Source organism: Microbacterium commune (assembly GCF_014836945.1).
Classification (GTDB): Bacteria; Actinomycetota; Actinomycetes; order Actinomycetales; family Microbacteriaceae; genus Microbacterium; species Microbacterium commune.
The window spans coordinates 1-26,038 of sequence record NZ_JACSPX010000003.1 but is presented as its reverse complement, the minus strand read 5'-3'; the positions used below and the strand labels follow the sequence as shown (position 1 = coordinate 26,038).

The 26,038-nt window shown below is 68.4% G+C and carries 23 protein-coding genes, 1 rRNA gene and 1 pseudogene; 6 read left to right on the top strand and 19 right to left on the bottom strand.

Annotated elements, in window-relative coordinates; all coding sequences use genetic code 11:
* Positions 1-22: 22 nt before the first annotated feature.
* Positions 23-892, bottom strand: a complete 870-nt coding sequence (locus H9633_RS10305) for an ABC transporter substrate-binding protein (protein ID WP_191713111.1) — start codon at positions 890-892, stop codon at positions 23-25.
* Between the two features lie 181 nt (positions 893-1,073).
* Between H9633_RS10305 and H9633_RS10300 the strand changes: the two genes are divergently transcribed.
* The gene (locus H9633_RS10300) at positions 1,074-2,138 is read left to right on the top strand and encodes a LacI family DNA-binding transcriptional regulator (RefSeq protein WP_191713110.1); all 1,065 of its coding nucleotides are present in this window, start codon (positions 1,074-1,076) and stop codon (positions 2,136-2,138) included.
* Positions 2,139-2,274: 136 nt separating this feature from the next.
* On the opposite strand, the pseudogene H9633_RS10295 reads toward H9633_RS10300, so the two are convergent.
* From H9633_RS10295 to nrdH, 5 genes and pseudogenes are all read right to left on the bottom strand, one after another.
* Positions 2,275-3,497, bottom strand: a pseudogene (locus H9633_RS10295) (IS256 family transposase).
* Between the two features lie 279 nt (positions 3,498-3,776).
* Positions 3,777-4,757, bottom strand: coding sequence for a class 1b ribonucleoside-diphosphate reductase subunit beta (gene nrdF / locus H9633_RS10290; RefSeq protein WP_071644645.1), 981 nt, complete (start codon positions 4,755-4,757; stop codon positions 3,777-3,779).
* Between the two features lie 42 nt (positions 4,758-4,799).
* On the bottom strand, positions 4,800-6,959 hold the full coding sequence (nrdE, locus tag H9633_RS10285) for a class 1b ribonucleoside-diphosphate reductase subunit alpha (protein ID WP_191713109.1): 2,160 nt from the start codon (positions 6,957-6,959) through the stop codon (positions 4,800-4,802).
* Complete coding sequence (nrdI, locus tag H9633_RS10280; protein ID WP_071644642.1) at positions 6,941-7,369, bottom strand: class Ib ribonucleoside-diphosphate reductase assembly flavoprotein NrdI; 429 nt, start codon at positions 7,367-7,369, stop codon at positions 6,941-6,943. The genes nrdE and nrdI overlap by 19 nt, the downstream gene beginning before the upstream one ends.
* 41 nt (positions 7,370-7,410) lie before the next feature.
* Complete coding sequence (gene nrdH, locus H9633_RS10275) at positions 7,411-7,644, bottom strand: glutaredoxin-like protein NrdH (protein WP_071644641.1); 234 nt, start codon at positions 7,642-7,644, stop codon at positions 7,411-7,413.
* A 376-nt stretch (positions 7,645-8,020) separates the two neighbouring features.
* Here nrdH and H9633_RS10270 point away from each other — a divergent pair, with 376 nt between their 5' ends.
* Genes H9633_RS10270 through H9633_RS10260 form a run of 3 tightly spaced genes read left to right on the top strand, consistent with a single transcriptional unit; the run spans position 8,021 to position 11,145 of the window.
* The gene (locus tag H9633_RS10270; protein ID WP_191713108.1) at positions 8,021-9,229 is read left to right on the top strand and encodes an MFS transporter; all 1,209 of its coding nucleotides are present in this window, start codon (positions 8,021-8,023) and stop codon (positions 9,227-9,229) included.
* Positions 9,230-9,238: 9 nt separating this feature from the next.
* Positions 9,239-9,988 carry an alpha/beta fold hydrolase gene (locus H9633_RS10265; protein ID WP_191713107.1) on the top strand — a complete coding sequence of 250 codons (750 nt, stop codon included), beginning with the start codon at positions 9,239-9,241 and terminating at the stop codon, positions 9,986-9,988.
* Positions 9,985-11,145, top strand: coding sequence for an acyl-CoA dehydrogenase family protein (locus H9633_RS10260; protein WP_191713106.1), 1,161 nt, complete (start codon positions 9,985-9,987; stop codon positions 11,143-11,145). Before H9633_RS10265 ends, H9633_RS10260 begins: the two co-directional genes overlap by 4 nt.
* Before the next feature lie 16 nt (positions 11,146-11,161).
* Here H9633_RS10260 and H9633_RS10255 read toward each other — a convergent pair whose 3' ends face one another.
* The 6 genes from H9633_RS10255 to H9633_RS10230 form a co-directional block, all read right to left on the bottom strand.
* The gene (locus H9633_RS10255) at positions 11,162-12,820 is read right to left on the bottom strand and encodes an amidohydrolase (RefSeq protein ID WP_191713105.1); all 1,659 of its coding nucleotides are present in this window, start codon (positions 12,818-12,820) and stop codon (positions 11,162-11,164) included.
* A 1-nt stretch (position 12,821) separates the two neighbouring features.
* Positions 12,822-13,685, bottom strand: a complete 864-nt coding sequence (locus H9633_RS10250; protein WP_071645099.1) for an ABC transporter permease — start codon at positions 13,683-13,685, stop codon at positions 12,822-12,824.
* Positions 13,682-14,566, bottom strand: a complete 885-nt coding sequence (locus H9633_RS10245; protein WP_318247260.1) for an ABC transporter permease — start codon at positions 14,564-14,566, stop codon at positions 13,682-13,684. Before H9633_RS10245 ends, H9633_RS10250 begins: the two co-directional genes overlap by 4 nt.
* Positions 14,559-15,737 (bottom strand): polyamine ABC transporter substrate-binding protein, encoded by a 1,179-nt coding sequence (locus tag H9633_RS10240; RefSeq protein WP_071645101.1) that lies wholly within the window; start codon positions 15,735-15,737, stop codon positions 14,559-14,561. The genes H9633_RS10245 and H9633_RS10240 overlap by 8 nt, the downstream gene beginning before the upstream one ends.
* Before the next feature lie 54 nt (positions 15,738-15,791).
* Positions 15,792-16,949: an ABC transporter ATP-binding protein gene (locus tag H9633_RS10235; protein WP_191713103.1), complete on the bottom strand. Its 1,158-nt coding sequence runs from the start codon at positions 16,947-16,949 to the stop codon at positions 15,792-15,794.
* 133 nt (positions 16,950-17,082) lie between these two features.
* Positions 17,083-17,355 carry a metal-sensitive transcriptional regulator gene (locus H9633_RS10230; protein ID WP_071645103.1) on the bottom strand — a complete coding sequence of 91 codons (273 nt, stop codon included), beginning with the start codon at positions 17,353-17,355 and terminating at the stop codon, positions 17,083-17,085.
* A 34-nt stretch (positions 17,356-17,389) separates the two neighbouring features.
* Between H9633_RS10230 and H9633_RS10225 the strand changes: the two genes are divergently transcribed.
* Positions 17,390-18,682, top strand: coding sequence for a DUF445 domain-containing protein (locus H9633_RS10225; RefSeq protein WP_191713102.1), 1,293 nt, complete (start codon positions 17,390-17,392; stop codon positions 18,680-18,682).
* A 130-nt stretch (positions 18,683-18,812) separates the two neighbouring features.
* Here H9633_RS10225 and H9633_RS10220 read toward each other — a convergent pair whose 3' ends face one another.
* From H9633_RS10220 to hutH, 5 genes are all read right to left on the bottom strand, one after another.
* A complete protein-coding gene (locus tag H9633_RS10220; protein WP_191713101.1) occupies positions 18,813-19,457 on the bottom strand; it encodes an NAD(P)H-binding protein in 645 nt (214 codons plus the stop codon).
* A gap of 63 nt (positions 19,458-19,520) precedes the next feature.
* Positions 19,521-20,426, bottom strand: coding sequence for an arginase family protein (locus H9633_RS10215; RefSeq protein WP_071644760.1), 906 nt, complete (start codon positions 20,424-20,426; stop codon positions 19,521-19,523).
* The gene (gene hutI / locus H9633_RS10210) at positions 20,423-21,598 is read right to left on the bottom strand and encodes an imidazolonepropionase (RefSeq protein WP_191713100.1); all 1,176 of its coding nucleotides are present in this window, start codon (positions 21,596-21,598) and stop codon (positions 20,423-20,425) included. The genes H9633_RS10215 and hutI overlap by 4 nt, the downstream gene beginning before the upstream one ends.
* On the bottom strand, positions 21,595-23,262 hold the full coding sequence (gene hutU / locus H9633_RS10205; RefSeq protein ID WP_191713099.1) for a urocanate hydratase: 1,668 nt from the start codon (positions 23,260-23,262) through the stop codon (positions 21,595-21,597). Before hutU ends, hutI begins: the two co-directional genes overlap by 4 nt.
* On the bottom strand, positions 23,255-24,796 hold the full coding sequence (gene hutH, locus H9633_RS10200) for a histidine ammonia-lyase (RefSeq protein ID WP_191713098.1): 1,542 nt from the start codon (positions 24,794-24,796) through the stop codon (positions 23,255-23,257). Before hutH ends, hutU begins: the two co-directional genes overlap by 8 nt.
* A gap of 51 nt (positions 24,797-24,847) precedes the next feature.
* Between hutH and H9633_RS10195 the strand changes: the two genes are divergently transcribed.
* Positions 24,848-25,636, top strand: coding sequence for an IclR family transcriptional regulator (locus tag H9633_RS10195; RefSeq protein WP_404802968.1), 789 nt, complete (start codon positions 24,848-24,850; stop codon positions 25,634-25,636).
* Between the two features lie 63 nt (positions 25,637-25,699).
* Here H9633_RS10195 and H9633_RS13170 read toward each other — a convergent pair whose 3' ends face one another.
* Complete coding sequence (locus H9633_RS13170; RefSeq protein ID WP_263598408.1) at positions 25,700-25,834, bottom strand: hypothetical protein; 135 nt, start codon at positions 25,832-25,834, stop codon at positions 25,700-25,702.
* A gap of 131 nt (positions 25,835-25,965) precedes the next feature.
* Positions 25,966-26,038 (bottom strand): 5S ribosomal RNA (rrf, locus tag H9633_RS13320); the annotation flags it as partial.

The window sequence follows — 26,038 nt, the reverse complement described above, 5'->3', positions numbered from 1 at the left end:
GCGCCCCCCACCGACGAGGCGGTTACTCGCCCTCGCCCTCGCCCTGCTCGTCGCTGGGCAGGTACTGGTCGGGCATCGGCGAGCCCGGGAACCACTTCTCGTACAGCTCCTTCCAGGTGCCGTCCTCCATGGCATCGTGCAGAGCGTCGTTCAGTGCTTCCTTGAACTCGTCCTTGCCCTTGGCGATGGCGAAGCCGGCGGGAGCGTCGAACGACGGGATGTCGATCGCGTTCTCGAGGCCGAACTGCGCGGCGTACTCCTTGGCGGCCTCATAGTCGAGGAAGTGCGCGTCGATCGAGCCGCTGTTCACGCCCGCGATCGCGGTGTTGTTGTCAGGGAAGCGCACCAGCTCGGTGTCGGTGAAGTTCTTCACCGCGTACGCCTCCTGCAGAGTGCCCTGCACGACGCCCAGACGCTTGCCGGCGAGGCTGTCCTCGTCGGTGATGTCGCTGTCGGGGCTCGCCATGACGGTGAGGTAGCCGGCAAGGTAGCCGTCGGAGAAGTCGACGGTCTGCTTGCGCTCATCGGTGATGCCGATGGCGGCGACTCCGACGTCGTACTGGCCGTTGGCCACTGCAGCGAGGAGGCCCGAGAAGTCCTGGCCGGTGAAGACGACCTTGTCGATGCCGATGCGGTCGGCGACGTCGGTGAACAGCTCGACGTCGAAGCCGGTGAACTCGCCCGACTCGTCTGTGAACGTGTAGGGCTTCGCGTCTCCGAGGCTGGCGACGCGGATCTCGCCTGGGGTGATGAGGCCGTACGGGTTGTCGCCGGCCCCGGCGTCGCCATCGCCGCCGCTCGAGGCGGAGGGCGAGCACGCGGCGAGCGCGATGGCGGCGGTGGCCGCGACGGCCCCGAGGGCCGTGCGGCGGAGTGTGGAGCGGATGCTCATGGTGTTCCTCTCTGAACTGCAGATCCATGGTGAAGGGCTGTAGGTGAGACCGGTCTCGAAGCGATAGAGTGAGACCGGTCTCAATTCGTTTCGATGGACGCTACACGGGTTCACTGGACACGTCAACCGATATGTTCGAGATCTGTGATCCGCCCTCGCGCGGCGACATTGAAAGGTCGACATGGGTGAAACCGGAACGGGGCGCCGAGAGGCGACAGTCAGCGACGTCGCTCGGGTCGCTCGGGTGTCGAAGGCGACAGCAGCACGGGCGCTCGGCGATTATGGTGCCGTCAGCGACGCCGTGCGCGACCGGGTGCAGAGGGCTGCGGATGAGCTCGGCTACCGCCCCAACGCGCTCGCGCGCACCATGAGCACAGGTCGATCGCACACCCTCGGCATCATCATCGGAGACATCGAGAACCCGTTCTTCGCGAAGGCGACGCGCGGAGCGGCGAATGTCGCCGCAGAGGCCGGATATGACCTCATCCTGTCGAACTCCGACGAGGAGCCCTCTGTCGAGGCGAAGGCAGTCGCCGTGCAGCTCGCCAAACAGGTCGACGGCCTGCTCATCGCGCCGGCATCGTCGCTCGAGCCCGGCAATCTTCAACCCGTGCTCGACGCCGGGCGGCCACTTGTGCTCTTCGACCGAACGGTGCCAGGAGTCGACGTCGACGCGGTGATCACCGACAACCGAGCGGGTGCCCGGCAGCTCACAGAAATGATGCTCGCGGCCGGCCACCGGCGCATCGCATTCATGTCCACCCTGGCCCACAAGGGGGGCTACCGTGCCGGAGACACACTCTCGTCGTCGGCGGTCGCCGATCGCGTCATCGGATTCGTGGAGACGCTGTCGGCCGCGGGTATCGCGCGCCCTGAAGCCTTCGTGCACCTGAATGCACGCCGCGACGGCGTGGACGCCCTCGCGTCCAGATTGCTCGACGGAGGGGATGCGGTGACCGCGATCATCGCATCCGACAGCCTGATAGCCCTGGAGGTGTTCAGGGCGGCGCAGGAGCGCGGTGTGCTGATCCCCCAGCAGCTTTCCCTGGCAGGCTTCGACGACGCCCCCTGGATGAGCGTGACGACCCCTGGCATTACCGTCGTCGAGCAGCCCATCCACGAGATCGGCGCGCAGGCCACCCGGATCCTGCTCCATCGCATCCGCGGCGACGGTCAGCGTCCCGAGACGACCATCTTGCCTCAGACACTGGTCGAGCGCGGCTCTGTGGCTTCGCCGAAGGTGTGAAAGACGAATGCGGATACTCCTGAGGATCCGCCTCAACTTCTCTTTAGTTCTCGCCGGATCAGCTCGGCGATGCGCAAGGTGACGTCCCGCTGAGTGGTGGAGTTTCTCGACACCGTGCGGGATCAGCTGTTGTTGATTATGCCGCGTTGAGTTCTGGGATTGCCACCTCCTCGTCGTTCGCGGTGAGGAGTTTCATGGAGTGCTCGCTGAAGTAGCGGCGGTCGGCGCCGTCCCATTCGTCGTGCTGCTCGATCAGGACGTGGCCGGCGAGGCGCAGGAGCGCGGCGGGGTTGGGGAAGGTGCCGACGACGTCGGTGCGGCGTTTGATCTCCTTGTTCACCCGCTCCAGGGGGTTCGTGGACCAGATCTGTCGCCAGTGCTGTTGCGGGAATCCGCAGAACGCGAGGATGTCGTTCTTCGCGTCCTCGAGCATGTTCGCGATCTTCGGGTGCGAGCGGGTGAGCATCCTGACGACTTCGTGGAACTGGGCGAAGACGTGCTCGGTGTCGGGCTGGGCGAAGATCGTGCGGATGATCGATGCGACCATCGGTCCTGATGCTTTCGGGACGTTCGAGAGCACGTTGCGCATGAAATGGACCCTGCAGCGCTGCCAGCTGGCGCCGGCGAAAACCGTCTCGATCGCGGAGATCAGACCGGTGTGCGCGTCCGAGATGACGAGCTTCACCCCGCCGAGCCCGCGGGCCTTCAGGCTGCGCAGGAAGCTCGTCCAGAACGGCTGCGATTCGGTCTCTCCGACCTCGAAGCCCAGCACTTCCCGGCGCCCGTCGGCGGCGACGCCGATCGCGACGACGACAGCTTGAGAGACGACTCGACGGCCGACCCTTGCTTTGCAGTAGGTCGCATCGAGGAACACATACGGGTAGGTCGTGTCGGCGAGGGGCCGGTCACGGAACGCGGCAACGTCCTCGTCCAGGTTCGCGCAGATCCGTGATACCTCCGATTTGCTGATGCCGGTGTCCGCGCCGAGCGCTTTCACGAGGTCATCGACCTTGCGGGTGCTCACGCCGTGAACGTATGCCTCCATCACGACCGCGAACAACGCCTGATCGACACGGCGGCGCCGCTCCAGCAGCGACGGGAAGGACGACCCCTGCCGCAGCTTCGGCAGCCGCAGCTCAAGATCCCCGGCCGTGGTCGTCAGGGTGCGCGGGCGGGTGCCATTGCGTTGCGTGACACGGTCCGGGGAACGTTCGAACGGGGCGGCGCCGATGAACGCGGCCGCTTCCGCATCAATCAGCTCCTGATAGAGCGTTTCCGTCGCGACACGGATCCGGTCGGTGACATCGGTGAGTTTCAGTTCCCCAAGAGCTCGAGGAGGGCAGACTGGTCAAGAGCCATCGTGCGTTGTGTCTTTCTGTGAGTAGCTTTAGTCGGTTCTCACTGACCATCGCACGATGGCTCACCACGTCAACGACGTGACACTCCGAGCTGAGAACTACACCACCCCCGGGGACATCACCCGTGTGCCATCCGCGTGCCCCACCGAACGGGCATTCCTGGTCATCTCTGTCCTCCTCTGTCGTCGAACAGAGAGCACGAAAAAGGCCCGAACCCGCGAGATTTCGCGGATCCGGGCCTCTGACCAGGCTTTTTCAGCCGGGGCGCTTCAAGAAACTTCTAGAAGTCCCAGTCGTCGTCCTCGGTGGCCTCGGCCTTGCCGATCACGTACGACGAGCCCGACCCACTGAAGAAGTCGTGGTTCTCGTCGGCGTTCGGCGAGAGGGCCGAGAGGATCGCCGGGTTCACGTTGGTGACCGTCGAGGGGAACATCGGCTCGTACCCGAGGTTCATCAGCGCCTTGTTCGCGTTGTAGTGCAGGAACTTCTTGACGTCCTCGGTGAGGCCGACGCCGTCGTAGAGATCCTGCGTGTACTGCACCTCGTTCTCGTAGAGCTCGAACAGCAGGTTGAAGGTGTAGTCCTTCAGCTCCTGGCGACGCTCTTCGGTCTCGTTCTCGAGACCCTTCTGGAACTTGTAGCCGATGTAGTACCCGTGCACGGCCTCATCGCGGATGATGAGGCGGATGAGGTCGGCGGTGTTCGTCAGCTTCGCCTTCGACGACCAGTAGATCGGCAGGTAGAAGCCCGAGTAGAACAGGAACGACTCGAGCAGAGTGGAAGCCACCTTGCGCTTGAGCGGGTCGTCGCCACGGTAGTAGTCGACGATGATCTGCGCCTTCTTCTGCAGGTTCTGGTTCTCGACCGACCAGCGGAACGCCTCGTCGATCTCCTTCGTCGAGCACAGGGTCGAGAAGATCGACGAGTAGCTCTTCGCGTGCACCGACTCCATGAATGCGATGTTCGTGTACACCGCCTCCTCGTGCGGGGTGATCGCGTCGGGGATCAGCGACACGGCGCCCACGGTGCCCTGGATCGTGTCGAGCAGGGTCAGCCCCGTGAACACGCGCATGGTCATCAGCTGCTCGTCGGGAGTGAGCGTGTTCCACGACTGCACATCGTTCGACAGCGGCACCTTCTCGGGAAGCCAGAAGTTGTTCACGAGGCGGTTCCACACCTCGAGGTCCTTCTCATCCTCGATGCGGTTCCAGTTGATCGCCTGCACGTGGTCGATCAGCGTGAGCTTGGGAGACGGAGTCATTCCACCAATCCTGTTCTAGAAAAAAGCCTGATCAGAAGGCAATTACAACATGCAGCTGACGCACTCGGACATGTCGGTCCCCTCGAGGGCGAGCTGACGCAGACGGATGTAGTAGATCGTCTTGATCCCCTTGCGCCATGCGTAGATCTGCGCCTTGTTGATGTCGCGGGTGGTGGCGGTGTCCTTGAAGAACAGCGTCAGCGACAGGCCCTGGTCGACGTGCTGGGTGGCGGCGGCGTAGGTGTCGATGACCTTCTCGTAGCCGATCTCGTACGCGTCCTGGTAGTACTCCAGGTTGTCGTTCGTCATGAACGGCGCCGGGTAGTACACGCGGCCGAGCTTGCCCTCCTTGCGGATCTCGACCTTCGAGGCGATCGGGTGGATCGACGACGTCGAGTTGTTGATGTAGGAGATCGATCCGGTGGGCGGCACCGCCTGCAGGTTCTGGTTGAACAGGCCGTGCTGCCGGATGCTCTCGCGCAGCTCGATCCAGTCCTGCTGCGCAGGGATGAACTTGCCGGCGAAGAGCTCCGTGACCTTCTCGGTCGCGGGGACCCACGCCTGGTCGATGTACTTGTCGAAGAACTCACCCGACGCGTACGTGGAGTCCTCGAAGCCGTCGAAGGTCTCGCCACGCTCGATGGCGAGCGTGTTCGACGCCTTCAGCGCGTGGTACAGCACCGTATAGAAGTAGATGTTCGTGAAGTCGATGCCCTCTTCCGAACCGTAGAAGACGCGCTCACGGGCGAGGTAGCCGTGCAGGTTCATCTGGCCGAGACCGATGGCGTGCGAGCGGTCGTTGCCGTCTTCGATCGAGCGCACCGAGTTGATGTGGCTCTGCGTGCTGACCGCGGTCAGGGCGCGGATGGCCGTCTCGACGGTCTTGCCCAGGTCGTCGGCATCCATCGCCAGGGCGATGTTCATCGAGCCGAGGTTGCACGAGATGTCCTTGCCGATCTGGTCGTACGACAGGTCGTCGTTGTACGTGGTCGGCGTGTTCACCTGCAGGATCTCGCTGCACAGGTTCGACATGTTGATGCGCCCCTTGATCGGGTTCGCCTTGTTCACCGTGTCCTCGAACATGATGTACGGGTAACCCGACTCGAACTGGATCTCGGCGAGCGTCTGGAAGAACTCGCGCGCGTTGATCTTCGTCTTCTTGATGCGCGAGTCGTCGACCATCTCGTGGTACTTCTCGGTCACCGAGATGTCGCCGAACGGCACGCCGTAGACGCGCTCGACGTCGTACGGCGAGAACAGGTACATGTCCTCGCCCTTCTTCGCGAGCTCGAACGTGATGTCGGGAACGACGACGCCCAGCGAGAGCGTCTTGATGCGGATCTTCTCGTCGGCGTTCTCGCGCTTGGTGTCGAGGAAGCGCATGATGTCGGGGTGGTGCGCGCTGAGGTACACCGCGCCCGCGCCCTGACGGGCACCGAGCTGGTTGGCGTAGCTAAAGCTGTCTTCGAGCAGCTTCATCACGGGGATGATGCCGGACGACTGGTTCTCGATCTGCTTGATCGGCGCACCCGACTCGCGGATGTTCGACAGCAGCAGCGCGACGCCGCCACCGCGCTTCGACAGCTGCAGCGAGGAGTTGATGCCGCGGGCGATCGACTCCATGTTGTCTTCGATCCGCAGCAGGAAGCAGCTGACGAGCTCGCCGCGCTGCGCCTTGCCGGCGTTGAGGAAGGTGGGGGTCGCAGGCTGGAAGCGCCCCGAGATGATCTCCTCGACGAGGTCGATGGCGACCTGCTCGTCACCCTCGGCGAGTGCGAGGGCGGTCATCACGACGCGGTCTTCGAAGCGCTCGAGGTAGCGCTTGCCGTCGAAGGTCTTCAGCGTGTAGCTCGTGTAGTACTTGAACGCACCGAGGAACGTCTCGAAGCGGAACTTCTTCGAGTACGCGAGGTCGTTGAGCCTCTGGACGAAGTCGAACGAGTACTGCTCGATGACGGCGCCCTCGTAGTACTGCTTCTCGACGAGGTAGTCGAGTCGCTCCTTGAGCGAATGGAAGAACACGGTGTTCTGGTTGACGTGCTGCAGGAAGTACTCCCGTGCAGCGCGCTTGTCGGCGTCGAACTGGATCTTGCCGTCCGCGTCGTACAGGTTGAGCATCGCGTTGAGGGCGTGATAGTCGAGCCCTTCGTACGCGGGGTTCACCTTGAACTCGACTGCGTCTGTCACTGTCGCTTCCACCATCGTTCCAATCCGTCGCTCACGCGATCGACGTCGTCCTGTGTGCCGAATACCTCGAAGCGATACAAGTGGGGCACGTCGCACTTGCGGCTGATGATCTCTCCGGCGAGGCAGAAAGACTCACCGAAATTCGTGTTTCCCGCGGAGATGACCCCGCGGATGTGGCGCCGGTTGCGCTCGTCGTTGAGGAACCGGATGACCTGCTTGGGCACGGCGCCCTTCTCCTCGCCGCGCCCCTGCCCGCCCCCGTACGTCGGAGTGACGAGCACGAACGGCTCGTCGATGACGATCGGGTCATCGGTGCGGTGCAGGGGGATGCGGCGGGCGGGAAGGCCGAGCTTCTCGATGAATCGTGCGGTGTTTCCCGACGCGCTCGAGAAGTAGATCAGGAGCGGCACCGCGGTCGCGACCATGCTCACAGTTCACCCCGGTTCCTGAGCGACGACGAAGGGCGTTATGCGAGACGGGCTGCGAGCTCGTCGATCTTGTCGGGTCGGAAGCCCGACCAGTGCCCGTCGTCGGTGACGACGACCGGTGCCTGCATGTACCCGAGAGCCTTGACCTGCTCGAGCGCCGAGGCGTCTTCCGAGAGGTCGGTGATCTGGTACTCGATGCCCTTGGCGTCGAGGGCGCGGTAGGTCGCGTTGCACTGCACGCAGGAAGGCTTGGTGTAGACCGTGATCGACATGGTGATGTCTGATTCCCCTCAGTTCCAGGTGGTTTCTCCGGCAGACCCCCGCCGGGACTTCAATACTACATATGGGGACGGACATTGGAAGCAACCACAAGGTGTAGTAGTTACATCCGTGTAGTTTTCCACCGCTCTCCCCAGGTACAACACAGCTTGTCCACCGTTTCTTCCACAGCCCCCGGTTGCTCGACGAGCCGCTCGGACCGCGGATTCACGCGGCTCTCGTGACCCCCTTTCGGATCCATCCACAGGCAGGACGGTACGCCCCGCCACCGACATCCGAATTCCTGTGGAGAAGCCCGCTCGGCGTGTCGCGGCGTGTCGCCGCTGCACCGCCTCGCGTGCCGGCGCGCGCGCCGGATAGCCTTTTCTGATGGCGGGATATCGGGACCTTCTTCGCACGCCCGGCGTGGCGCGGATGATCGCCGCGCAGCTGGTGGCGCGCTTCCCCAACGGCATGATGAGTCTCGCGATCCTGCTGCATGTCGAGCAGCAGACCGGATCGTACGGTGCGGCGGGCATCGTGCTCGCCGCCGCATCCGTCGGCCAGGCCGTCGCCGGCCCCATCACCAGCCGCTGGATGGGTGCCTGGGGCATGCGCCGGGTGCTCTCCCTCACCCTCGCCGTCTGCGTGCTGGCCGTGCTGGGGCTCGCCCTGCTTCCGCTGAACCTCCCCGGCTACATGGTGTTCGCACTGCTGGCCGGACTGTCCACTCCCCCCGTGCAGTCCGCCGTGCGCACCATCTACCCCAAGCTCGTGAACGCGGGCCAGCTCACGCCCCTCTTCTCCCTCGACGCGTCGCTGCAGGAGATCATCTGGATCGTCGCCCCCGTGGTCATCACCGTCGTGTCCACGCAGGTGGGCACCGTGCAGGGGCTGCTGCTGGTCGCGGCGATCCTCGTGCTGGGCGGCGCGTGGTTCATCCTCTCCCCCGAGGTCGGGCGGGTGCGCATCCCACGCAGCCGTCGCGCGTTCGGCCTCGTGGTGCTCAAGCCCCCGGTGATGCTCGCCACGGTCATCGGCTTCCTGCTCATCGGCGCCTGCTCGGCCGTCGAGGTGGGCGTGGTCGCGACCTTCGGCCATGGTGGCCTGGAGGCAGGTCTCGTGCTGGCCGTCTTCTCGGTCGGCAGCCTGGCCGGTGGACTCGCGTTCGGACACATCCCGATCGGGCCGTGGGCGATGGCGCGTCGCCTGCTGATCGTGACGGTCGGCCTCGGCCTCACCATGGTGTCGCTGAACATCTTCTGGCTCGGCGGCACCCTGGTGCTCGCCGGCGTCGGGATCGCGCCGGCGCTGGCCGTGCTGTTCGCGATCACCACAGCGAGCGTGAAGTTCAGCGAGACGGCCGAGGCGTTCGGCTGGGCCGGCACGGGCCAGCTGATCGGCGCCGCCGCCGGCTCCGCGGTCGCGGGAATCCTCATCGACCAGTCCGGCCCGACGGGCGCGTATCTGGCCGCCGCCCTGTTCGCGTTCGTCGGTCTCGTCGTCTCGATCGTGTTCGTCCGCGCGTTCCCCGACCTGCGTGACCGCGACCCCTCGCCCCACCCCGACACCGAGCCGATCCAGACCGCACGCATCTAGGCTGGTGGCGTGCCCGCACCGCTCACCCTCCCTCGTCTGGTGTGGGGCGACGGCCACCGCCGCGCCCTGCTCGTCCACGGTCTCGGATCGTCGGCGGCGCTGATGTGGCGAATCGGCACCGCGCTGGCGGATGCCGGATGGCAGGCCACCGCTGTCGACCTGCGCGGTCACGGCGACGCGCCCCGCGCCCTCGACTACTCCGTCGCGGCCTACGGCGCCGACGTCGCTGCCGCCAGGCCGGATGACGGCGGAGAGTGGGATGCCGTGATCGGTCACTCGCTGGGTGGCGCCGCCACCGTCATCGCCGCGACCACGGCATCCGGATGGGCACGACGTCTCGTGCTGATCGACCCGGCGATCCACGTCGCGGGACGCGACGAGGGCATCATCCGCCGCAGCCAGCAGCGCGCGTTCGCGTCCCCCGATCTCGAGGCGGTGCGCGCCGAGCATCCGGACTGGCATCCGCAGGACGTCGAGCTGAAGGTGGATGCCGTGCTGCGGGCCAGCCGCTGGGCCGTCGAGCAGACCAGCGCGCAGAACCAGCCGTGGGACGTGCGCGCACAGGCGGCGCAGCTCGACATCCCGACCCACATCGTGGGAGCCGACCCCGAGGTCTACAGCCTGTTCACCGGCGATCTGGCGGAGTCGGTGCTCGCGAATCCGCACATCAGCATGTCGGTCGTGTCCGGCGCAGGGCACTCGCCGCACCGCGATCGTCCCGAGGATACGATCCGTCAGATCCTGGAGGCCCTCTCGTGAGCGCATTCGACCCCACCCACCATCTGCCCGACGACCTGCTCGAGCGCATCCGCGAGCGTGCGGCGGTGCATGATCAGGAGAACACCTTCCCGCAGCAGGACCTCGACGAGCTGCGCGATGCCGGTTACCTGTCGATCCTGGTTCCCCGCGAGCGCGGCGGTGCCGGTCTGGGCCTCGCCGAGGCCGCGGTGCTGCAGCAGCGCCTCGCCTCCGCCGCCCCCGCCACGGCGCTGGCGATCAACATGCACCTGGTGTGGACGGGCGTGGCGAAGGTGTTCAGCGACCGCGGCGTGCCGGGGCTGGAGTTCGTGCAGGAGGGCGCCGCCGCCGGCGATGTCTTCGCGTTCGGCATCAGCGAGGGCGGCAACGATCTGGTGCTGTTCGGCAGCGACACGGATGCGCTGCCGCAGAGCGACGGCGGCTACGCCTTCACCGGCACGAAGATCTTCACCTCCCTCGCCCCGGTGTGGACGAAGCTGGGTCTGCACGGCCTCGACACGACGAGCGCGGACGCCCCGAAGCTGGTGTTCGCGTTCGTGGGCCGCACGGATGCCGTCGTCACGAGCGATGACTGGGACACCCTCGGCATGCGGGGCACGCAGAGCCGCACGACGCGCCTGAACGGCGCGGTCGCGGCGCCCGAGCACGTCGTGCGGCGGATCGACCCCGGCCCGAACCCCGACCCGATCGTGTTCGGCATCTTCAGCGTGTTCGAGATCCTGCTGGCATCCGTCTACACCGGGATCGCCCGACGCGGGCTCGATCTCGCCGTCGGCGCTGCGAAGGGTCGCCGCTCGAAGAAGACCGGCACGACGTACAGCCAGGATCCCGACATCCGGTGGCGGATCGCCGACATGGCTCTCGCATACGACGCCCTGCCGCCGCAGATCGCTGCCCTCGCTGCGGATGTCGACGAGAGAGCCGATCACGGCGCGCGCTGGTTCACGCTGCTGTCGGGGCTGAAGCACCGCGCCGTCGTGATGGCGAAGCAGGTGGTCGACGACGCGATGCTGGTCGCGGGCGGTGGGTCGTACTTCTCGTCGAACGAGCTGTCCCGGCTGTACCGCGACGTGCTCGCCGGGATGTTCCATCCGTCGGACCCGGAGTCGGCGCACGCGACGGCTGCGTCGGCCTGGCTGGGGCCTGTCGAGGGCTGAGGCTCCTCGCCGCGGGTCAGGCCTCGAACACCCGCACACCCTCGACCCAGGTGCCGAGCACCCGGGTGTCGCCGATCCGCCCCGGCTCGCCGTCGAACGGATCGCGCTCGAGCAGGGCGAGGTCGGCCAGCATCCCGACTCTGATCGTTCCGGTCTCGGGCAGGCTGTTCACCCGCGCCGACCCGGCGGTGTACGCCTGCAGCGCGCTGCCGAGGTCGATGGCCTGCTCGGGCAGGAACGGCGGGTAGTCACCCTCCCATTCCGACGGGGCAGAGCGGCGGTTGACCGCGGTGTGGATCGCCGCCATCGGATCCGGCGTCGACACCGACCAGTCGCTTCCCGCGGCGAGCGCGGCGCCCGCGCGCAGCAGGTCGCCGAACGGATACTGCCAGCTCGCGCGCGTCTCGCCGAGGAACGGCAGCGTGAGATCGACCATCTGCGGCTCGAGGGTCGCCCAGAGCATCTGCATGTTGGCGGTGACGCCCAGCCGGCGGAACCGGGGCACATCATCCGGGTGGACGACCTGGATGTGGGAGATGTGGTGCGGATTGCCGCGAGGCCCGTTGCGCTGCAGCGCGCTCTCGACGGCGTCGAGGCACTCGCGCACCGCCCGGTCGCCGATGGCGTGGAAGTGCAGCGTGAAGCCGAGGGCGTCCAGCCGCGCCGCCGCCTCGTTCAGCACGTCGGGGTCGACGAACGAGATGCCGGCGTTCTCGGTGGGGTGCCCGTGGCCGTCGCAGTACGGCTCGAGCATCGACGCCGTGAAGTTCTCGGCCACGCCGTCCTGCATGATCTTGATGCTGGTCGCGGCGAAGCGCCGTCCGCCGGCGGCGCTCTCGCGCAGCGCGACGAGGTCGTCGATCTGCTCCAGCCCCCGCGTCCGGTCCCACCACAGCGACCCCACGACGCGACCGGTCAGCTCGCCCGCCCGATCGGCGGCGATGTACACCGGCAGCGGATCGCCGGCATCGCTGTACTGCGTGCCGACGATGGCATCCTGCCAGGCCGTGATCCCGAACGAGTGCAGGTGACGCTGGCCGACGGCGAGCGCCTCCCGCAGCCGCTCGTGCGGTTCGGCGGGCAGCAGCCGGTTGACGAGGGTCATCGCGCCCTCGTGCAGGGTTCCGGACGGGGTGCCCGAGGCATCCCGCTCGATCCGGCCGTCGTCCGGGTCGGGGGTGTCGCGGGTGATCCCCGCGAGAGCGAGCGCGCAGGAGTTCACCCACGCGCCGTGTCCGTCGCGGTTGGGCAGGAACGCGGGCCGGTCGGGCACCATGGTGTCCAGCGCCGCGGCCGTCGGCGTGCCGCCGGGGAAGGCCGACATCTGCCAGCCGCCGCCCAGCACCCATTCGTCATCCGGATGCTCGGCCGCGTACTGCGCGATCCGCTGCAGGTACGCCTCCTGACTCGACAGGTCGGCGAGGTCGCAGCGCAGCATGTCGAGCCCGCCCCAGAGCGGGTGCACATGGGCATCCTGGAACCCCGGCAGCAGCATCCGGCCGTCCAGATCGACCACCTCGGTGCCGGGGCCGATCAGGGCGTTCGCGTCCCCGTCGAGCGCGACGATCCGCCCGTCGCGGACGGCGACGGCGTCGGCTCGCGACCGAGACGCGTCGGAGACGAACACTCTTCCGCCGTAGGCGCCGCCGGTGAACACGAGGTCGGCGTCGGTCATGTCATCCTCCTGCCATGGTGCGGGCGATCTCGGTGGTCGAGTCCCCCGCCTTCTTCAGCACCAGGGCGACGAGAGCCAGCGAGACGAGCGTGAGCAGCAGCATCACGGTCGACACGGCGGCGATCTCGGGCCGCAGCCCGCTGCGCAGCGAGCTCAGCACGTACACCGGCCAGGGTGTGGTGCCCGACACCTGCACGAAGGCCGAGACGACGGTGTTGTCGAGACTGAGTGTGAACGACAGCAGGAATCCGGCGAGCACGGCCGGCATCGCGAGCGGCAGGGTCACGCGCAGGAAGGTGCGCACCGGCGGGGCGTACAGGTCGGCCGATGCCTCCTCCAGGCGCGCGTCGAGACCGACCAGCCTGGCGCGGACGATGTACGACACGATGGCGATCGAGAACAGCGAGTGACCGACGACGAGACGCACAGTGCCGTCGTTGAACATCGTGAGCCCGAGGTCCTGACCGAGGAAGACGAGCCACGGCAGCAGCGCGACGGCGTCGACGATCTCGGGTGTGACCGACACGAGCAGCAGCAGTCCGAGGAACCACCAGACCCACTTCCCCGGTCGGCGGGCCATCGCGATGCCGGCGAGCGTGCCGAGCACCGCAGCGAACAGCGCCGCGATCAGGCCGGTGCGCAGCGACACCATCACGGCGTCGCGGATGACGGGCTTCTCCACCAGCGCCGCGAACGGAGCGAAGCTGAAACCGTCCCACGCGACCAGCAGCCGCCCCGAGTTGAACGACGCCATGATGATGACGATGATCGGCAGGAACAGGAACGCGTAGACCGCGACCGACCAGATGCCGAGGACGCGGTCGCCGATGGCGGCGCGGGGACGACGGGGGCGGATGTCGCTCATGATGCCTCTCCCAGGACGAGTCGGCTGCGGCTTCGCAACGGCAGCGAGATCAGCCAGAGGATGCCGGCGACGACACCGATCGTGAGCATGATCACGAGGATGAGCAGCACCGCCATGGCCGAGCCCAGCGCCCAGTTCTGCGCGGTGCCGAACTGGCTGGCGACCAGCTGGCCGATCATGTTGCCCTGCGCTCCGCCGAGGACGGTCGCGGTGATGTAGTCGCCCATCAGTGGGATGAACACCAGCAGCACGCCGGCGATGATGCCGGGTCGTGCCAGAGGCACGGTGACCTGCAGGAAGGTGCGGATGCCGTTCGCGCCGAGATCCTTGCTGGCTTCGCGCAGCGGCGTTCCGACGCGGTCGAAGGCGACGTACAGCGGCAGGATCATCAGAGGCAGATAGTTGTAGACGACGCCGATGAGCACGGCGGTGCGGGTGTAGAGCACATCGATCGGTCCGTCGATCATCCCCAGCCCCTGCAGCAGCGACGACAGCCAGCCCTCGGGCGAGAGAATCACCTGCCAGCCGAGCGTGCGAACGAGGAAGTTCGTCCAGAACGGCACCATCACGAGTGCGATCAGCAGGCCCCGACGCGAGGGCGGCGCCTTCACGGCCATCCAGTACGCGACCGGGCCGCCGATCAGCAGGCACAGCACGGTGCCGATGATGCCGACCCAGAGGGTGTTCTGGAACGTCGCGAAGAACGTGGGCGACATGGCCTCGGCGTACCGGTCGAAGGACAGCACGTCGTTGGCATGCGTGCCGAAGATGCCCGGCTTGTACCCGAAGCTGAACCACACGACCATGGCGATGGGCGCGATGAAGAACAGCGCCAGCCACACCCACGCGGGTACGGCCAGCCCGAAGCGAGGGCTACGCACCGGCGGCGGCCTTCGTCTTGTTCCAGATCTCGACGATGCGCGCCTGCGCCTCGGTGACCTTGCCCTCATGCATCGTCTTCACCTGCGCCTCGTCGAAGAACACCATGTCGAGCATCTCGAGTCCGGCCGCCTCGGCCGCCTCCTTGATTCCCGCGGCCCCGGTGTCGTAGCCGATGTAGTCGACCTGGGCGAGCTGATTCTCGGGGGTGAGGATGTAGTTCAGGAAGGCATGGGCGGCCTCGGGGTGCGGTGCGCCCTCGACGAGCGCCCAGTTGTCCATCCACAGCTCGGTGTCGGGGGCGCCGAGCACCCACTGCCAGCGGTCGGGGTCGGGCGACTCCTGGATGCCGATGCGCGCATCGCCGTTCCACGACTGCATGAGCACGTGCGACGCCTGCGGGATCGCCGCACCTCCGGGGTACGAGTCGAAGGCAGAGATGTGCGGTGCCAGCTCGTCGACGAGGAACTTCTCGCACGCGTCGAGGTCGGCGGGGTCGGTGGTGTTCCAGTCGATGCCGTTGGCCCAGTAGTAGATGCCGCCGAGCGGGGCCGGGTCATCGAGCACCGAGGTCTTGCCGGACGCCTCGTTCTGAGCTGCGTCGATGAAGTCGCTCCACGTCTTCAGCTCGCGCGTGATGACCGTCTTGTCGTACACGAAACCGGTGGTGCCCCACGCCTTGCAGATGGAGTACTCGTTCTTCGGGTCCCAGTCGCGCCCGAGGAAGGCGGGATCCATGTGCTTCATATTGGGGATGAGATCCAGGTTGAGCTTGGCGAGCAGCCCGTTCTCGATCATCTGCGGGATGAACACGCCGGTCGGCACGACGAGGTCGTAGCCGCTGGTTCCCTTCGCCGCGACGAGCTTGGCGATCATCTCCTCGTTCGAGTTGAAGGTGTCCATGACGACCTTCGCACCCTCGTCGTTCGTGAACGCCTCGATCACCTCGGGGGCGTCGTACTCGCCCCAGCTGTAGATGGAGAGCTTGTCCTCCACCGCGCCGCCGGTGGCGCCGGGCGCCGGCTTTCCCGAGCCGCCTGGCGAGCAGGCGGTGAGCACGCCCGCGGCTCCCAGCGCGGCGACGACGCCCATGAAGCCCCGCCGGGTGAGCTGATGGCGCACGACGGGCGCGATGCTGCTGTCAGCCAGGATGCGGATGCTGTTGTCGTTCATGAGAGCACTCCTTCGTGCGGTGCGGTGCGGTGCGGGTGGTGAGGTGGATGCCGCTCAGCGCGCTGCGCGGTCGGGGAGGGCGATGACGTGTGTGGCGGCGGTGGGCACGCCCTCGGCGGCGAAGAGCCGCACGTCGTCGCGCGACCAGGTGCAGCGCACCGCCTGGTCGACGGCGACCGCCGGCGCCGTCGGTGCCGGAGTGCGCACGAGCAGCGTCTGTCCGCCGTCGATGCCGACGACGACCTGGAGGGTCTCGCCGAGGTACGACACGCTGAGCACACGGCCGTCGATGCCGAAGGCGGTGGAGTCGGGCGTTTCGATCCGGATGAACTCCGGCCGGATGGCGGCGACGGCCGCGCCCCCGTCCGCGACCTGCTCGGCTCCCCATCGGCCGTGGATGAGGCCGACGGTCGTCTGCACCGCGTCGCCGCGAGCGGTGCCGCTGAGAAAGTTCTGCTGGCCGATGAACGATGCGACGTACGCCGACGCGGGTGCGGCGTAGATCCGGTCGGGAGCATCGAGCTGCTCGATGCGGCCGGCGCGCATCACGGCGATCCGATCGCTCATCGACAGCGCTTCGCCCTGGTCGTGCGTCACGAAGACGAACGTCGTCCCGAGCCGGGACTGCAGCAGCTTCAGCTCGACCTGCATCTCCTCGCGCAGCTGGCGGTCGAGCGCGGCGAGCGGCTCGTCGAGCAGCAGCACACTGGGGCGGTTGATGAGCGCACGGGACAGCGCGATGCGCTGCTGCTGCCCGCCGGAGAGCATGGTCGGCTTGCGGTCGGCGAACCGGCGCAGCTGCACCATGTCGAGGGCGGCGATGACCCGCTCCCGCTGCTCGGCCTTGGGCACCCGGCGCTGCTGCAGGCCGTAGGCGACGTTCTCGGCGACGGTCATGTGCGGGAACAGCGCGTACGCCTGGAAGACGGTGTTCACCTCGCGGCGGTGCGGCGGCAGCCCGAGCAGGCTGCGGCCCGAGATGCGGATGTCGCCGCTGTCCGGATGCTCGAACCCGGCGATCATACGCAGCGTCGTGGTCTTCCCGCAGCCCGACGGTCCCAGCAGGGAGAGGAACTCGCCCGGCTGGATCGACAGCGACAGGTCATCGACCGCCGGCGCATCGCCGTAGTGCTTGGTGACGCCGATGATGTCGACGCCCCCGGTCGCCGGGTCGGCGGTCGGCGCGGGCGCCGCGGGTGCGAGCTGTGCCATGGAACCTCCACGTTGAGTTCTGACTGACGTCAGTCAAGCACAGTCGCGCGGTGAGGTACAGCGAAAAACGAAGAATGGACAGAAGAGAGCGACGATATCCGTTGTCAAGCTGTCTTGATTGTGTCGATATGGTCTACTTGCGGTCGAAATCGAACGCCTTCAGCAGCTCGCCGACCGCGGTCTCGCGCTCGTCGCCGCCCTGCTCGAACATGTGCGTGACATGCGTGCGCAGGTGGTTCTCGAGCAGCAGGCGATTGAGTGACTCGAGCGAACGCTGCACGGCACGCGACTGGGTGATGATGTCCATGCAGTAGTCCTCGTTCTCGATCATCCGCGCAATGCCGCGCAGCTGACCCTCGAGGATGCTGGTGCGGTGCAGAGCGCGCTTCTTGATGTCGTCGATCACCCCTCGAGCCTAGTCACCGTGAAAGGATGACGGCATGTCGCGAACACCGATGGCGCTGCTCTCGCCGGCCGATCAGGAGCGACTGCGCAGCCTTCGCCGGATGAAGGCCGTGGCGCTGGGCGCGCTGATCTTCATGGCCGTCGTGTTCGTCCTCTCCTTCTGGCTCGAATCACGGCATCCGTGGCTCGGCTACCTCCGCGCGGCGGCCGAGGGCGGCATGGTCGGCGCCCTGGCCGACTGGTTCGCCGTGACCGCGCTGTTCCGCCGCCCCCTCGGACTGCCGATCCCGCACACGGCGATCATCCCCAACCGCAAGGATGAGATCGGGCGCACCCTGGGCGAGTTCGTCGAGACGAACTTCCTGGCAGGTGAGGTCGTGCGCGCGAAGCTGTCGACGACCGCCCTCTCGCAGCGGCTCGGCGAGTGGCTCAGCCACGAGGCGCACGCCGAGCGCGTGGCGGGGGGGGGGGCGGCGGCCGCCACGGCGGCCTCCGCCGTGCTGCGCGCGCTGAGCGACGATGACGTGCAGAGCCTGATCGCCGACCTCGCGCGCGAGCACCTCATCGAGCCCGACTGGGCGCCGTCGGCGGGCACCTGGCTGCAGCGCATCGTCGAGGCGGATGCGCATCGCGGCGCCGTCGACCTCGCCGTGGACAGTCTCGGCGCCTGGCTCGAGAACAACGCCGCGGCGTTCCAGGGGCTGATCTCCCGCCGCCTGCCGTCATGGGTGCCGCGCCTGGCCCACCGCTTCGTCGACGAGACGGCGTACAGCGAGGCCCTGAAGTTCGTCCGCGCCGTGCACGCCGATCCGCAGCATCCGGCCCGCATCGCCCTCGACGGCTACCTCGCGCGCCTCGCCGACGGACTGCAGCACGACGATGCGATGCGCGAGCGGCTGGAGAGCGCCAAGACGACGCTGTTCGACAGCCCGCGCGTGGGCGAGCTCGCGGCGCAGGCCTGGAACACCGCCAAGGCCGGCCTGCTCGACGCACTGGCCGATCCGCAGAGCGGGCTGCGCCGCAGAGCGGCCACCGCGATCGCCGAGGTCGGACAGCGCCTGGCCACTGATCCCGTGCTGCAGGCGCGGGTCGACGGCTGGGCGACGGATGCCGCGGTCTTCCTCGTCGATCGGTACCGCCACGACATCGCATCCATCATCACCGACACCGTCGAGAAGTGGGATCCGGCCGAGACGACGGAGAAGATCGAGCTCATGGTGGGCCGCGACCTGCAGTACATCCGGCTGAACGGCACCGTGGTGGGTGCGCTCGCAGGGGTCGCGATCTACGCCGTCGCCCACGCCCTCATCCCCGTCGGCCTGGGCTGACGCCGCCTCCCCCACACACCGCTCCTCGTTCCGGTATGAGTTTCTGCCGCATCACCCGCGTGCTGAGCGGCACAAACTCATACCGGAGCGAGGGGCGGTTCGTCCTGAGGTGGGACGGGGGAGGCCGGAGTCAGGGGCGCAGCGCCGCGGCGATCGGCGTCTCGCCGTCGTTGAAGCGGATGGTCCGGCCGGCGGTGGAGTCGTCGACGAGCACCTGCGCGATGACCTGTGCGACGTTCGCGCGCGACACCTGACCTGATTCGCTCGAGGCGGTGTCGATCCGCCCTGTTCCCTCGTCGAAGGTGAGGGCGCTCGGCCCCAGCACGGTCCACTCCAGCTGCGACGAGCGCAGATGCTCGTCCGCGGCCGCCTTGGCCTCGGCGTAGGCGTGGAACGGGTTGTCGGCCGGGATGCCGTGGTCGCGGGACGCCCCGAAGTACGACACCATCACGTAGCGGCGCACCCCGGCATCTGCCGCGGCATCCATCGACCGCACCGCGGCATCGCGGTCGACGGCGCGCGTGCGCGCCGCGTCGCCGCCGCCCGCTCCCGCCGACCACACCACGGCGTCGTGCCCGGCGAGCAGCGCGGCGATCGCCGCCTGGTCCTCGTGCTCGACGTCGAACACGACCGGATGTGCACCGGCCGCCCGCACGTCATCGACGTGATCGGGATTGCGGATCACCGCGGTCACCTCGTCTCCGCGAGCCGAGAGAAGGGGAGCGAGCAGCAGGGCGACCTTTCCGTGGCCGCCGAAGATCACGATTCGAGCCATGCCTCCACGCTACGCCCTCGAGCCATGCGCGGGGCCGCCCTGGGCCGCCGCGGCCCCGCGGCGTCAGCGCGAGGCGAGACCGGCGAGCAGCTCGAGCACGCAGAGCGCGGCAAGGCGCACGGTGCGCGCGTCGTCAGCGTCGGCGGTGGCATCGACCTCCGCGATGTCGGCACTGGCGACCTTCGCATCTGCAGCGATGGCGCGAACCAGCGCGCGCAGCTCCCCCGCGGCCAGCCCGCCGGGGACGCTTGCCGGGCAGCCGGGAGCGGCCGCCCTGTCGACGACGTCGACATCGATGTCGAGATGGATGCGCGAGCCGACGCCGGCCACCGCGAGCGCCTCCGCCACGACCGACGGGATGCCCTTCTCGCGCACCTCGTCGAGCGTGATCACCCGGATGCCCCAGTCGGCGGCACGCTGAACGTAGGCGGCCGAGTTCGCGAAGTCGGCGATGCCGATCTGCACGATGCGCGTCGGGTCGATGCGCTCGCCGTCGGGAGCGTCCTCGATCAGGCGACGCACGGGTGAGCCGTTGGAGACGCCGTCGCGCAGGTCGAGGTGCGCGTCCAGCGTGATCAGCCCGTCGGCTCCGGCACCGCGGGCGACCGGATAGGTGAGCGAGTTGTCTCCGCCGAGGGCGATCATCAGCCGCGTCTGCTCTGCGAGGGCACGCACGCGCTCGAGCGCGCGCCGCACGCCGTCGTCGCCGTCCGGCTCGGGCACGTCGCCGGCGTCGACGATCCGCAGCGCGGCGTTCAGGTCGATGACCGGGGGCCCCATCAGCGCCGGGCTGAAGCGCGGCAGCGCGTCGCGGATGGCGGCGGGGGTCGCGTGCGCGCCGGTGGGCGAGAGTGAGGTGCGCCAGGTCGGGATGCCGATCAGCGCGGCGTCCGCGCGCTCCCCCGCCTCCGCAGCGGGCCACGATCCGGCGCGCGGCCAGAGGTCGTCGTGTGCGAGCGCCATGTTCATCCCTTCCGCCAGACGGACACGCCGTCCTTCCAGACCTGCCGCACGAGCGGCACGCCGGGCCGGTACGCCAGGTGCACGCGCGTGGGGGCGTCGAGCAGCACGAGATCGGCTCGACGACCCGGGGCGATCACCCCGATGTCCGAGCGCTGCAGCGCCGCCGCGCCCCCGGCGGTCGCGGCCCACACGGCTTCAGCCGGCGTCATGCCCATGTCCCGCACGGCGACGGCGATGCAGAACGGCATCGACGAGGTGAAACTCGAGCCGGGGTTGGTGTCGCACGCGATGGCCACCGTCACTCCGGCATCGATGAGGCGCCGCGCGTCGGGGTACGGCTGCCGCGTCGAGAACTCGACGCCGGGCAGCAGGGTGAGCACCGTGTCGGATGCGCCGAGCGCCGCGACGTCGTCGTCGGTAAGGAAGGTGCCGTGATCGACCGACGCCGCGCCGAGCTCGATGGCGAGCTGCACACCCTGGCCGGGGCCGAGCTGGCCGGCGTGCATGCGCGGCTTCAGCCCGCGGGCGATGCCGGCCTCGAGCACGCGTCGTGACTGTGCGACGCTGAACGCACCGGTCTCGCAGAACACGTCGATCCACGTGGCGTGCGGCGCACAGGCATCCATCATCGCGCCGACCACGAGCTCGACGTACTCGTCGGCGCGCCCGGCGTACTCCGCCGGCACGACGTGCGCACCGAGGAAGGTGACCTCCTCGGTCACCTCGGCGGCGAGGCGCACCAGACGCTGCTCGGTCTCGACGTCGAGACCGTAGCCGCTCTTGATCTCGACCGTCGTCGTGCCCTGCGCGAGCATCTCGTCGATGAAGCCGCGGACGCGGGCCCGCAGCTCGTCGTCGCTCGCCTGGCGGGTGGCGGCGACGGTGGAGCGGATGCCACCGGCAGCGTACTTCTCCCCCGCCATGCGCGCCTCGAACTCGGCCGCCCGATCGCCGCCGAACACGATGTGGCTGTGGCTGTCGACGAAGCCGGGGATGACCGCCCGACCACCGGCATCCACCACCGCATCGGCGGCCGGTGCGTCACTCGACGAGCCGACCCACGAGATCAGTCCGTCTGCGATCAGCACGGCGGCGTCGTGCACGGTGCCGCACCGGTCGGCCGGGGTGGCGACGTTCGTCGTCAGCTCCCCGATGTTCGTGATGAGCGAGGCGGTCACAGCATCGGCACCTTGAGTCCGCGCTCGCGGGCGATGTCGCGCGCATGCTCGTAGCCGGCGTCGACATGGCGCATCACACCGGTGCCCGGGTCGTTCGTCAGGACGCGCTCGAGCTTCTCCGCGGCCAGATCCGACCCGTCGGCGACGGTCACCTGCCCGGCGTGGATGGAGCGGCCGATGCCGACACCGCCGCCGTGATGCAGCGACACCCAGCTGGCACCGGACGAGGTGTTCAGCAGCGCGTTGAGCAGCGGCCAGTCGGCGATCGCGTCGGAGCCGTCCTTCATGGCCTCGGTCTCCCGGTACGGCGAGGCCACCGACCCGGAGTCGAGGTGATCGCGGCCGATGACGATCGGAGCCGACAGCTCACCCGAGGCGACCATCTCGTTGAACTTCAGGCCCGCGAGGTGGCGCTCCTTGAAGCCGAGCCAGCAGATGCGAGCGGGAAGGCCCTCGAAGCGCACCTTCTCGCGGGCCTTGTCGAGCCAGCGGTGCAGCGCCTTGTCGTCGGGGAAGAGCTCGGCGATCGCGCGATCGGTCTTGTAGATGTCCTCAGGGTCTCCCGAGAGCGCAGCCCACCGGAAGGGCCCGCGGCCCTCTTCGAACTGCGGGCGGATGTACGCCGGCACGAACCCGGGGAATTCGAAGGCGCGCGCGAACCCCCCGAGCTGCGCTTCGGCGCGGATCGAGTTGCCGTAGTCGAAGACCGCTGCGCCGGCATCCTGAAACGCGACCATGGCGGCGACGTGCGCGGCCATCGACTCGCGCGAGCGGCGGGTGAACTCCTCGGGTTCGCGATCGGCCTCGGTCTTCCAGTCCGCGACCGAGATCCCCACCGGCAGATAGGCGAGCGGGTCGTGCGCGCTGGTCTGGTCGGTGACCACGTCGATCGTCAGCTGCCCTGCATCCTGACGGCGCTTGAGCTCGGGGAACACCTCGGCGGCGTTGCCGACGACGCCCACGGAGAGAGCCTCCCCTGCTTCCTTCGCGGCGACGACGCGCGCGACCGCCTCGTCGAGGTCGGTGGTGTACTCGTCGAGATAGCCGTGGTCGACACGGCGCGAGAGGCGCGATTCGTCGACGTCGACGATCAGCACGACACCGTCGTTGAGCGTGACGGCCAGCGGCTGGGCGCCGCCCATTCCGCCGGCGCCGCCGGTGAGAGTGAGCGTGCCCCGCAGCGAGTCCCTGCCGAGGGAGCGGGCGACGGCGGCGAAGGTCTCGTACGTGCCCTGCAGGATGCCCTGGGTGCCGATGTAGATCCATGAACCTGCGGTCATCTGGCCGTACATCATCAGGCCCGCGGCCTCGAGCTTGCGGAACTCGGGCCAGGTGGCCCAGTCGCCGACGAGGTTGGAGTTCGCGATCAGAACGCGCGGGGCCCACTCGTGGGTGCGGAACACGCCGACCGGCTTGCCGGACTGCACGAGCAGCGTCTCGTCGGGCTCGAGCTCATCGAGGGTGCGGACGATCGCGTCGTACGCCTCCCAGCTGCGCGCGGCCCGCCCGGTGCCGCCGTAGACGACGAGGTCCTCCGGGTGCTCGGCGACCTCGGGGTCGAGGTTGTTCATGAGCATCCGCTTCGCGGCCTCGGCGCCCCAGCTCTTCGCGGTACGCTCGTTGCCGCGCGCGGCGCGGATGATGCGGGTGGTGGTGTCAGACATTCGCGTGCTCCTTCGCAGCGCGGAGGACGGCGCCCGAGCGGACGAGCTCGGTCACGGCCTCCATGTCGGGTGAGAGGAAGTGGTCCGGACCGGGACCTGCGGCCACGGTGCGGACGAGGTCGCGCACGGCGCCCGTCGCGGGACCCGTCTGGAGGGGGGCCCGCAGATCGAGGGCACGCGCGCCGGTGAGGATCTCGATGGCGAGCACCCGCGTGAGACCGTCGAGGGCACGGCGCAGCTTTCGGGCTCCCGACCAGCCCATCGACACGTGGTCCTCCTGCATCGCGGATGACGGGATCGAGTCGACCGAGGACGGCACGGCGAGGCGCTTGAGCTCGGAGACGATGCCGGCCGCCGCGTACTGCGCGATCATCAGCCCGGAGTCGACACCGACCTCGTGCGCGAGGAAAGGGGGCAGGCCGTGACTGCGCGCGGGGTCGAGGGCCCGGTCGGTGCGTCGCTCCGAGACGGAGGCCACATCAGCGACCGAGATCGCGAGGAAGTCGAGCACCGCGGCGATCGGCGCCCCGTGGAAGTTGCCGTTCGACTCGATGCGCCCGTCCGCGGTGACGACCGGATTGTCGACCACGGACGCGAGCTCGCGCCGGGCGATCAGGGCCGCGTGGGCCATCGTGTCGCGTGCCGCGCCGTGCACCTGCGGCGAGCAGCGCAGCGAGTAGGCGTCCTGCACCCGGCCGTCCTCCGGCCCCTTGTGGCTGTGGACCATGGGCGAGTCGGCGAGGACCGCGCGCAGGTTCGCGGCCGACGTCGCCTGACCCACCTGCGGACGAAGCGCCATCAGGTCGGCGGCGAACACGGCATCGGTGCCCAGCTGAGACTCGACGGACATCGCGGCGGCGAGGTCGGCGGTGGTGATGAGGGTCTCGAGGTCGTGCAGCGCGAGCAGCAGCATCCCGAGCATGCCGTCGGTGCCGTTGATGAGTGCGAGGCCCTCCTTCTCGACGAGGACGAGAGGCTCGATGCCGGCCGCGGCGAGAGCATCGGCAGCGGACACGAGCGCGCCGTCGGCGTCGCGGACGTCGCCCTCGCCCATCGACGCGAGCGCGACGTGGGCCAGCGGGGCGAGGTCGCCCGAGCAGCCGAGCGAGCCGTACTCGCGGACGACCGGGGTGATGCGGGCGTTCAGCATCGCCGCGTAGGTGTCGACGACGACGGGCCGCACGCCCGTGTGACCGGATGCCAGAGTCTGCAGGCGGAGCAGCTGCAGGGCCCGCACGACCTCGGTCTCGATTTCGGCTCCGGTGCCGGCGGCGTGGGAGCGGATCAGACTGATCTGCAGCTGGCGGCGGCGCTCGGAAGCGATGAAGGTGGTGGCGAGGGCTCCGAACCCGGTCGAGACACCGTAGTGCGGGTGCGGATCGGCCGCCATCCCGTCGATCACCGTGCGGGCGGCGGCGACGCGGTGGCGGGCGGCATCCGCGATGACCACAGGTGCGAAGTGGCGTGCGACGGCGACGACGTCGTCCGGCGACAGGGAAGTCGCGCCGATGGTGACGGGAGACGAATGCTGCATACCTCGATTCCACACCGAGACGTTCGCCGGCGGGGCGTCGAGTGGAAGACTGTGTCTGTGATCACAGACATACCGGATGCCGAGCTGCACCGTCCACAGGTTCCGGCAGCCGACCAGACGCTGCGCATCCTGCGGCACCTCGCACGCCGGCCTGCGCCGATCGCGGCGACCGCACTCGCCCGAGAGCTCGGCATTCCGCGCTCCACCGTCTATCACCTCCTCGCGACCCTCGAGGAGCACGGCTTCGTCGTGCATCTCGCGCAGGAGCGGCGCTGGGGGCTGGGCACCAGCGCGTTCGAGCTCGCCGGCGGCTATGCCAGGCAGGAGCCGCTGGCCCGGCTGGGTCGGCCGATCCTCGCCGGTCTCGCTGATCGTGTCGGCGAGAGTGCCCACCTGGCGGTGATGAGTGGACGCGACGTGCTCTACATCGTCGAGGAGCGCGCTGCCCGCAGGCCCGCGCTGGTCACGGATGTGGGCGTGCGGCTGCCCGCGCACCTCACGGCGACCGGGCGTGCCATGCTGGCCGCGCTCCCCCGCGCGCAGGTGCGAGCGCTCTACCCGGACACCGCCGCGTTCACCGACCGGACGGGCAGTGGACCGGCGCGTCCGGCCGAGCTGCGTGAGGTGCTCCGCCAGGTACGTCAGGCAGGCGTCGCCACGGAAGACGGAGAGGTGACGGCGGGCTTCCGCTCCGTCGCCGCGGCAGTGCACGACCACGCCGGCTGGCCGATCGCCGCGGTCGCGGTGACGTGGGAGGACGCACGGGAGGCCCCCGCGCAGGAGGAGGTGACCGCGGCCGCCCGGATGCTGCAGAGCAGGCTGGGGTACGACCGCGGATGAGAACGACGAAGGGCGTCGCGGACTGCGATGTGCAGTCGACGCGACGCCCTCGACGAGCCGGGATCAGCCGGACGCGCCCTTGCGGGGCTTGAGGAAGGACTCCGGTTCGCGCTTGGCGCGCTTCTCGGCTCTCTTCTCCTTGAGTGAGAGCTGGGGTGCCTTCTTCCCGGCTCGTGATTGCGGTGTCTTTCCAGACATGGACTCGCTTCCCCTCTTTCGGCTGGCGGGTTCGGTAACCACCGACCATAGCCCGTCCCCGGGGGAAGTCAAGTCATGGGGACTTAACGCAAAAGAGCCACCCAACGATGGGTGGCTCTTTCACAGAAGAAGTCCGGCGGTGTCCTACTCTCCCACAGGGTCCCCCCTGCAGTACCATCGGCGCTGTGAGGCTTAGCTTCCGGG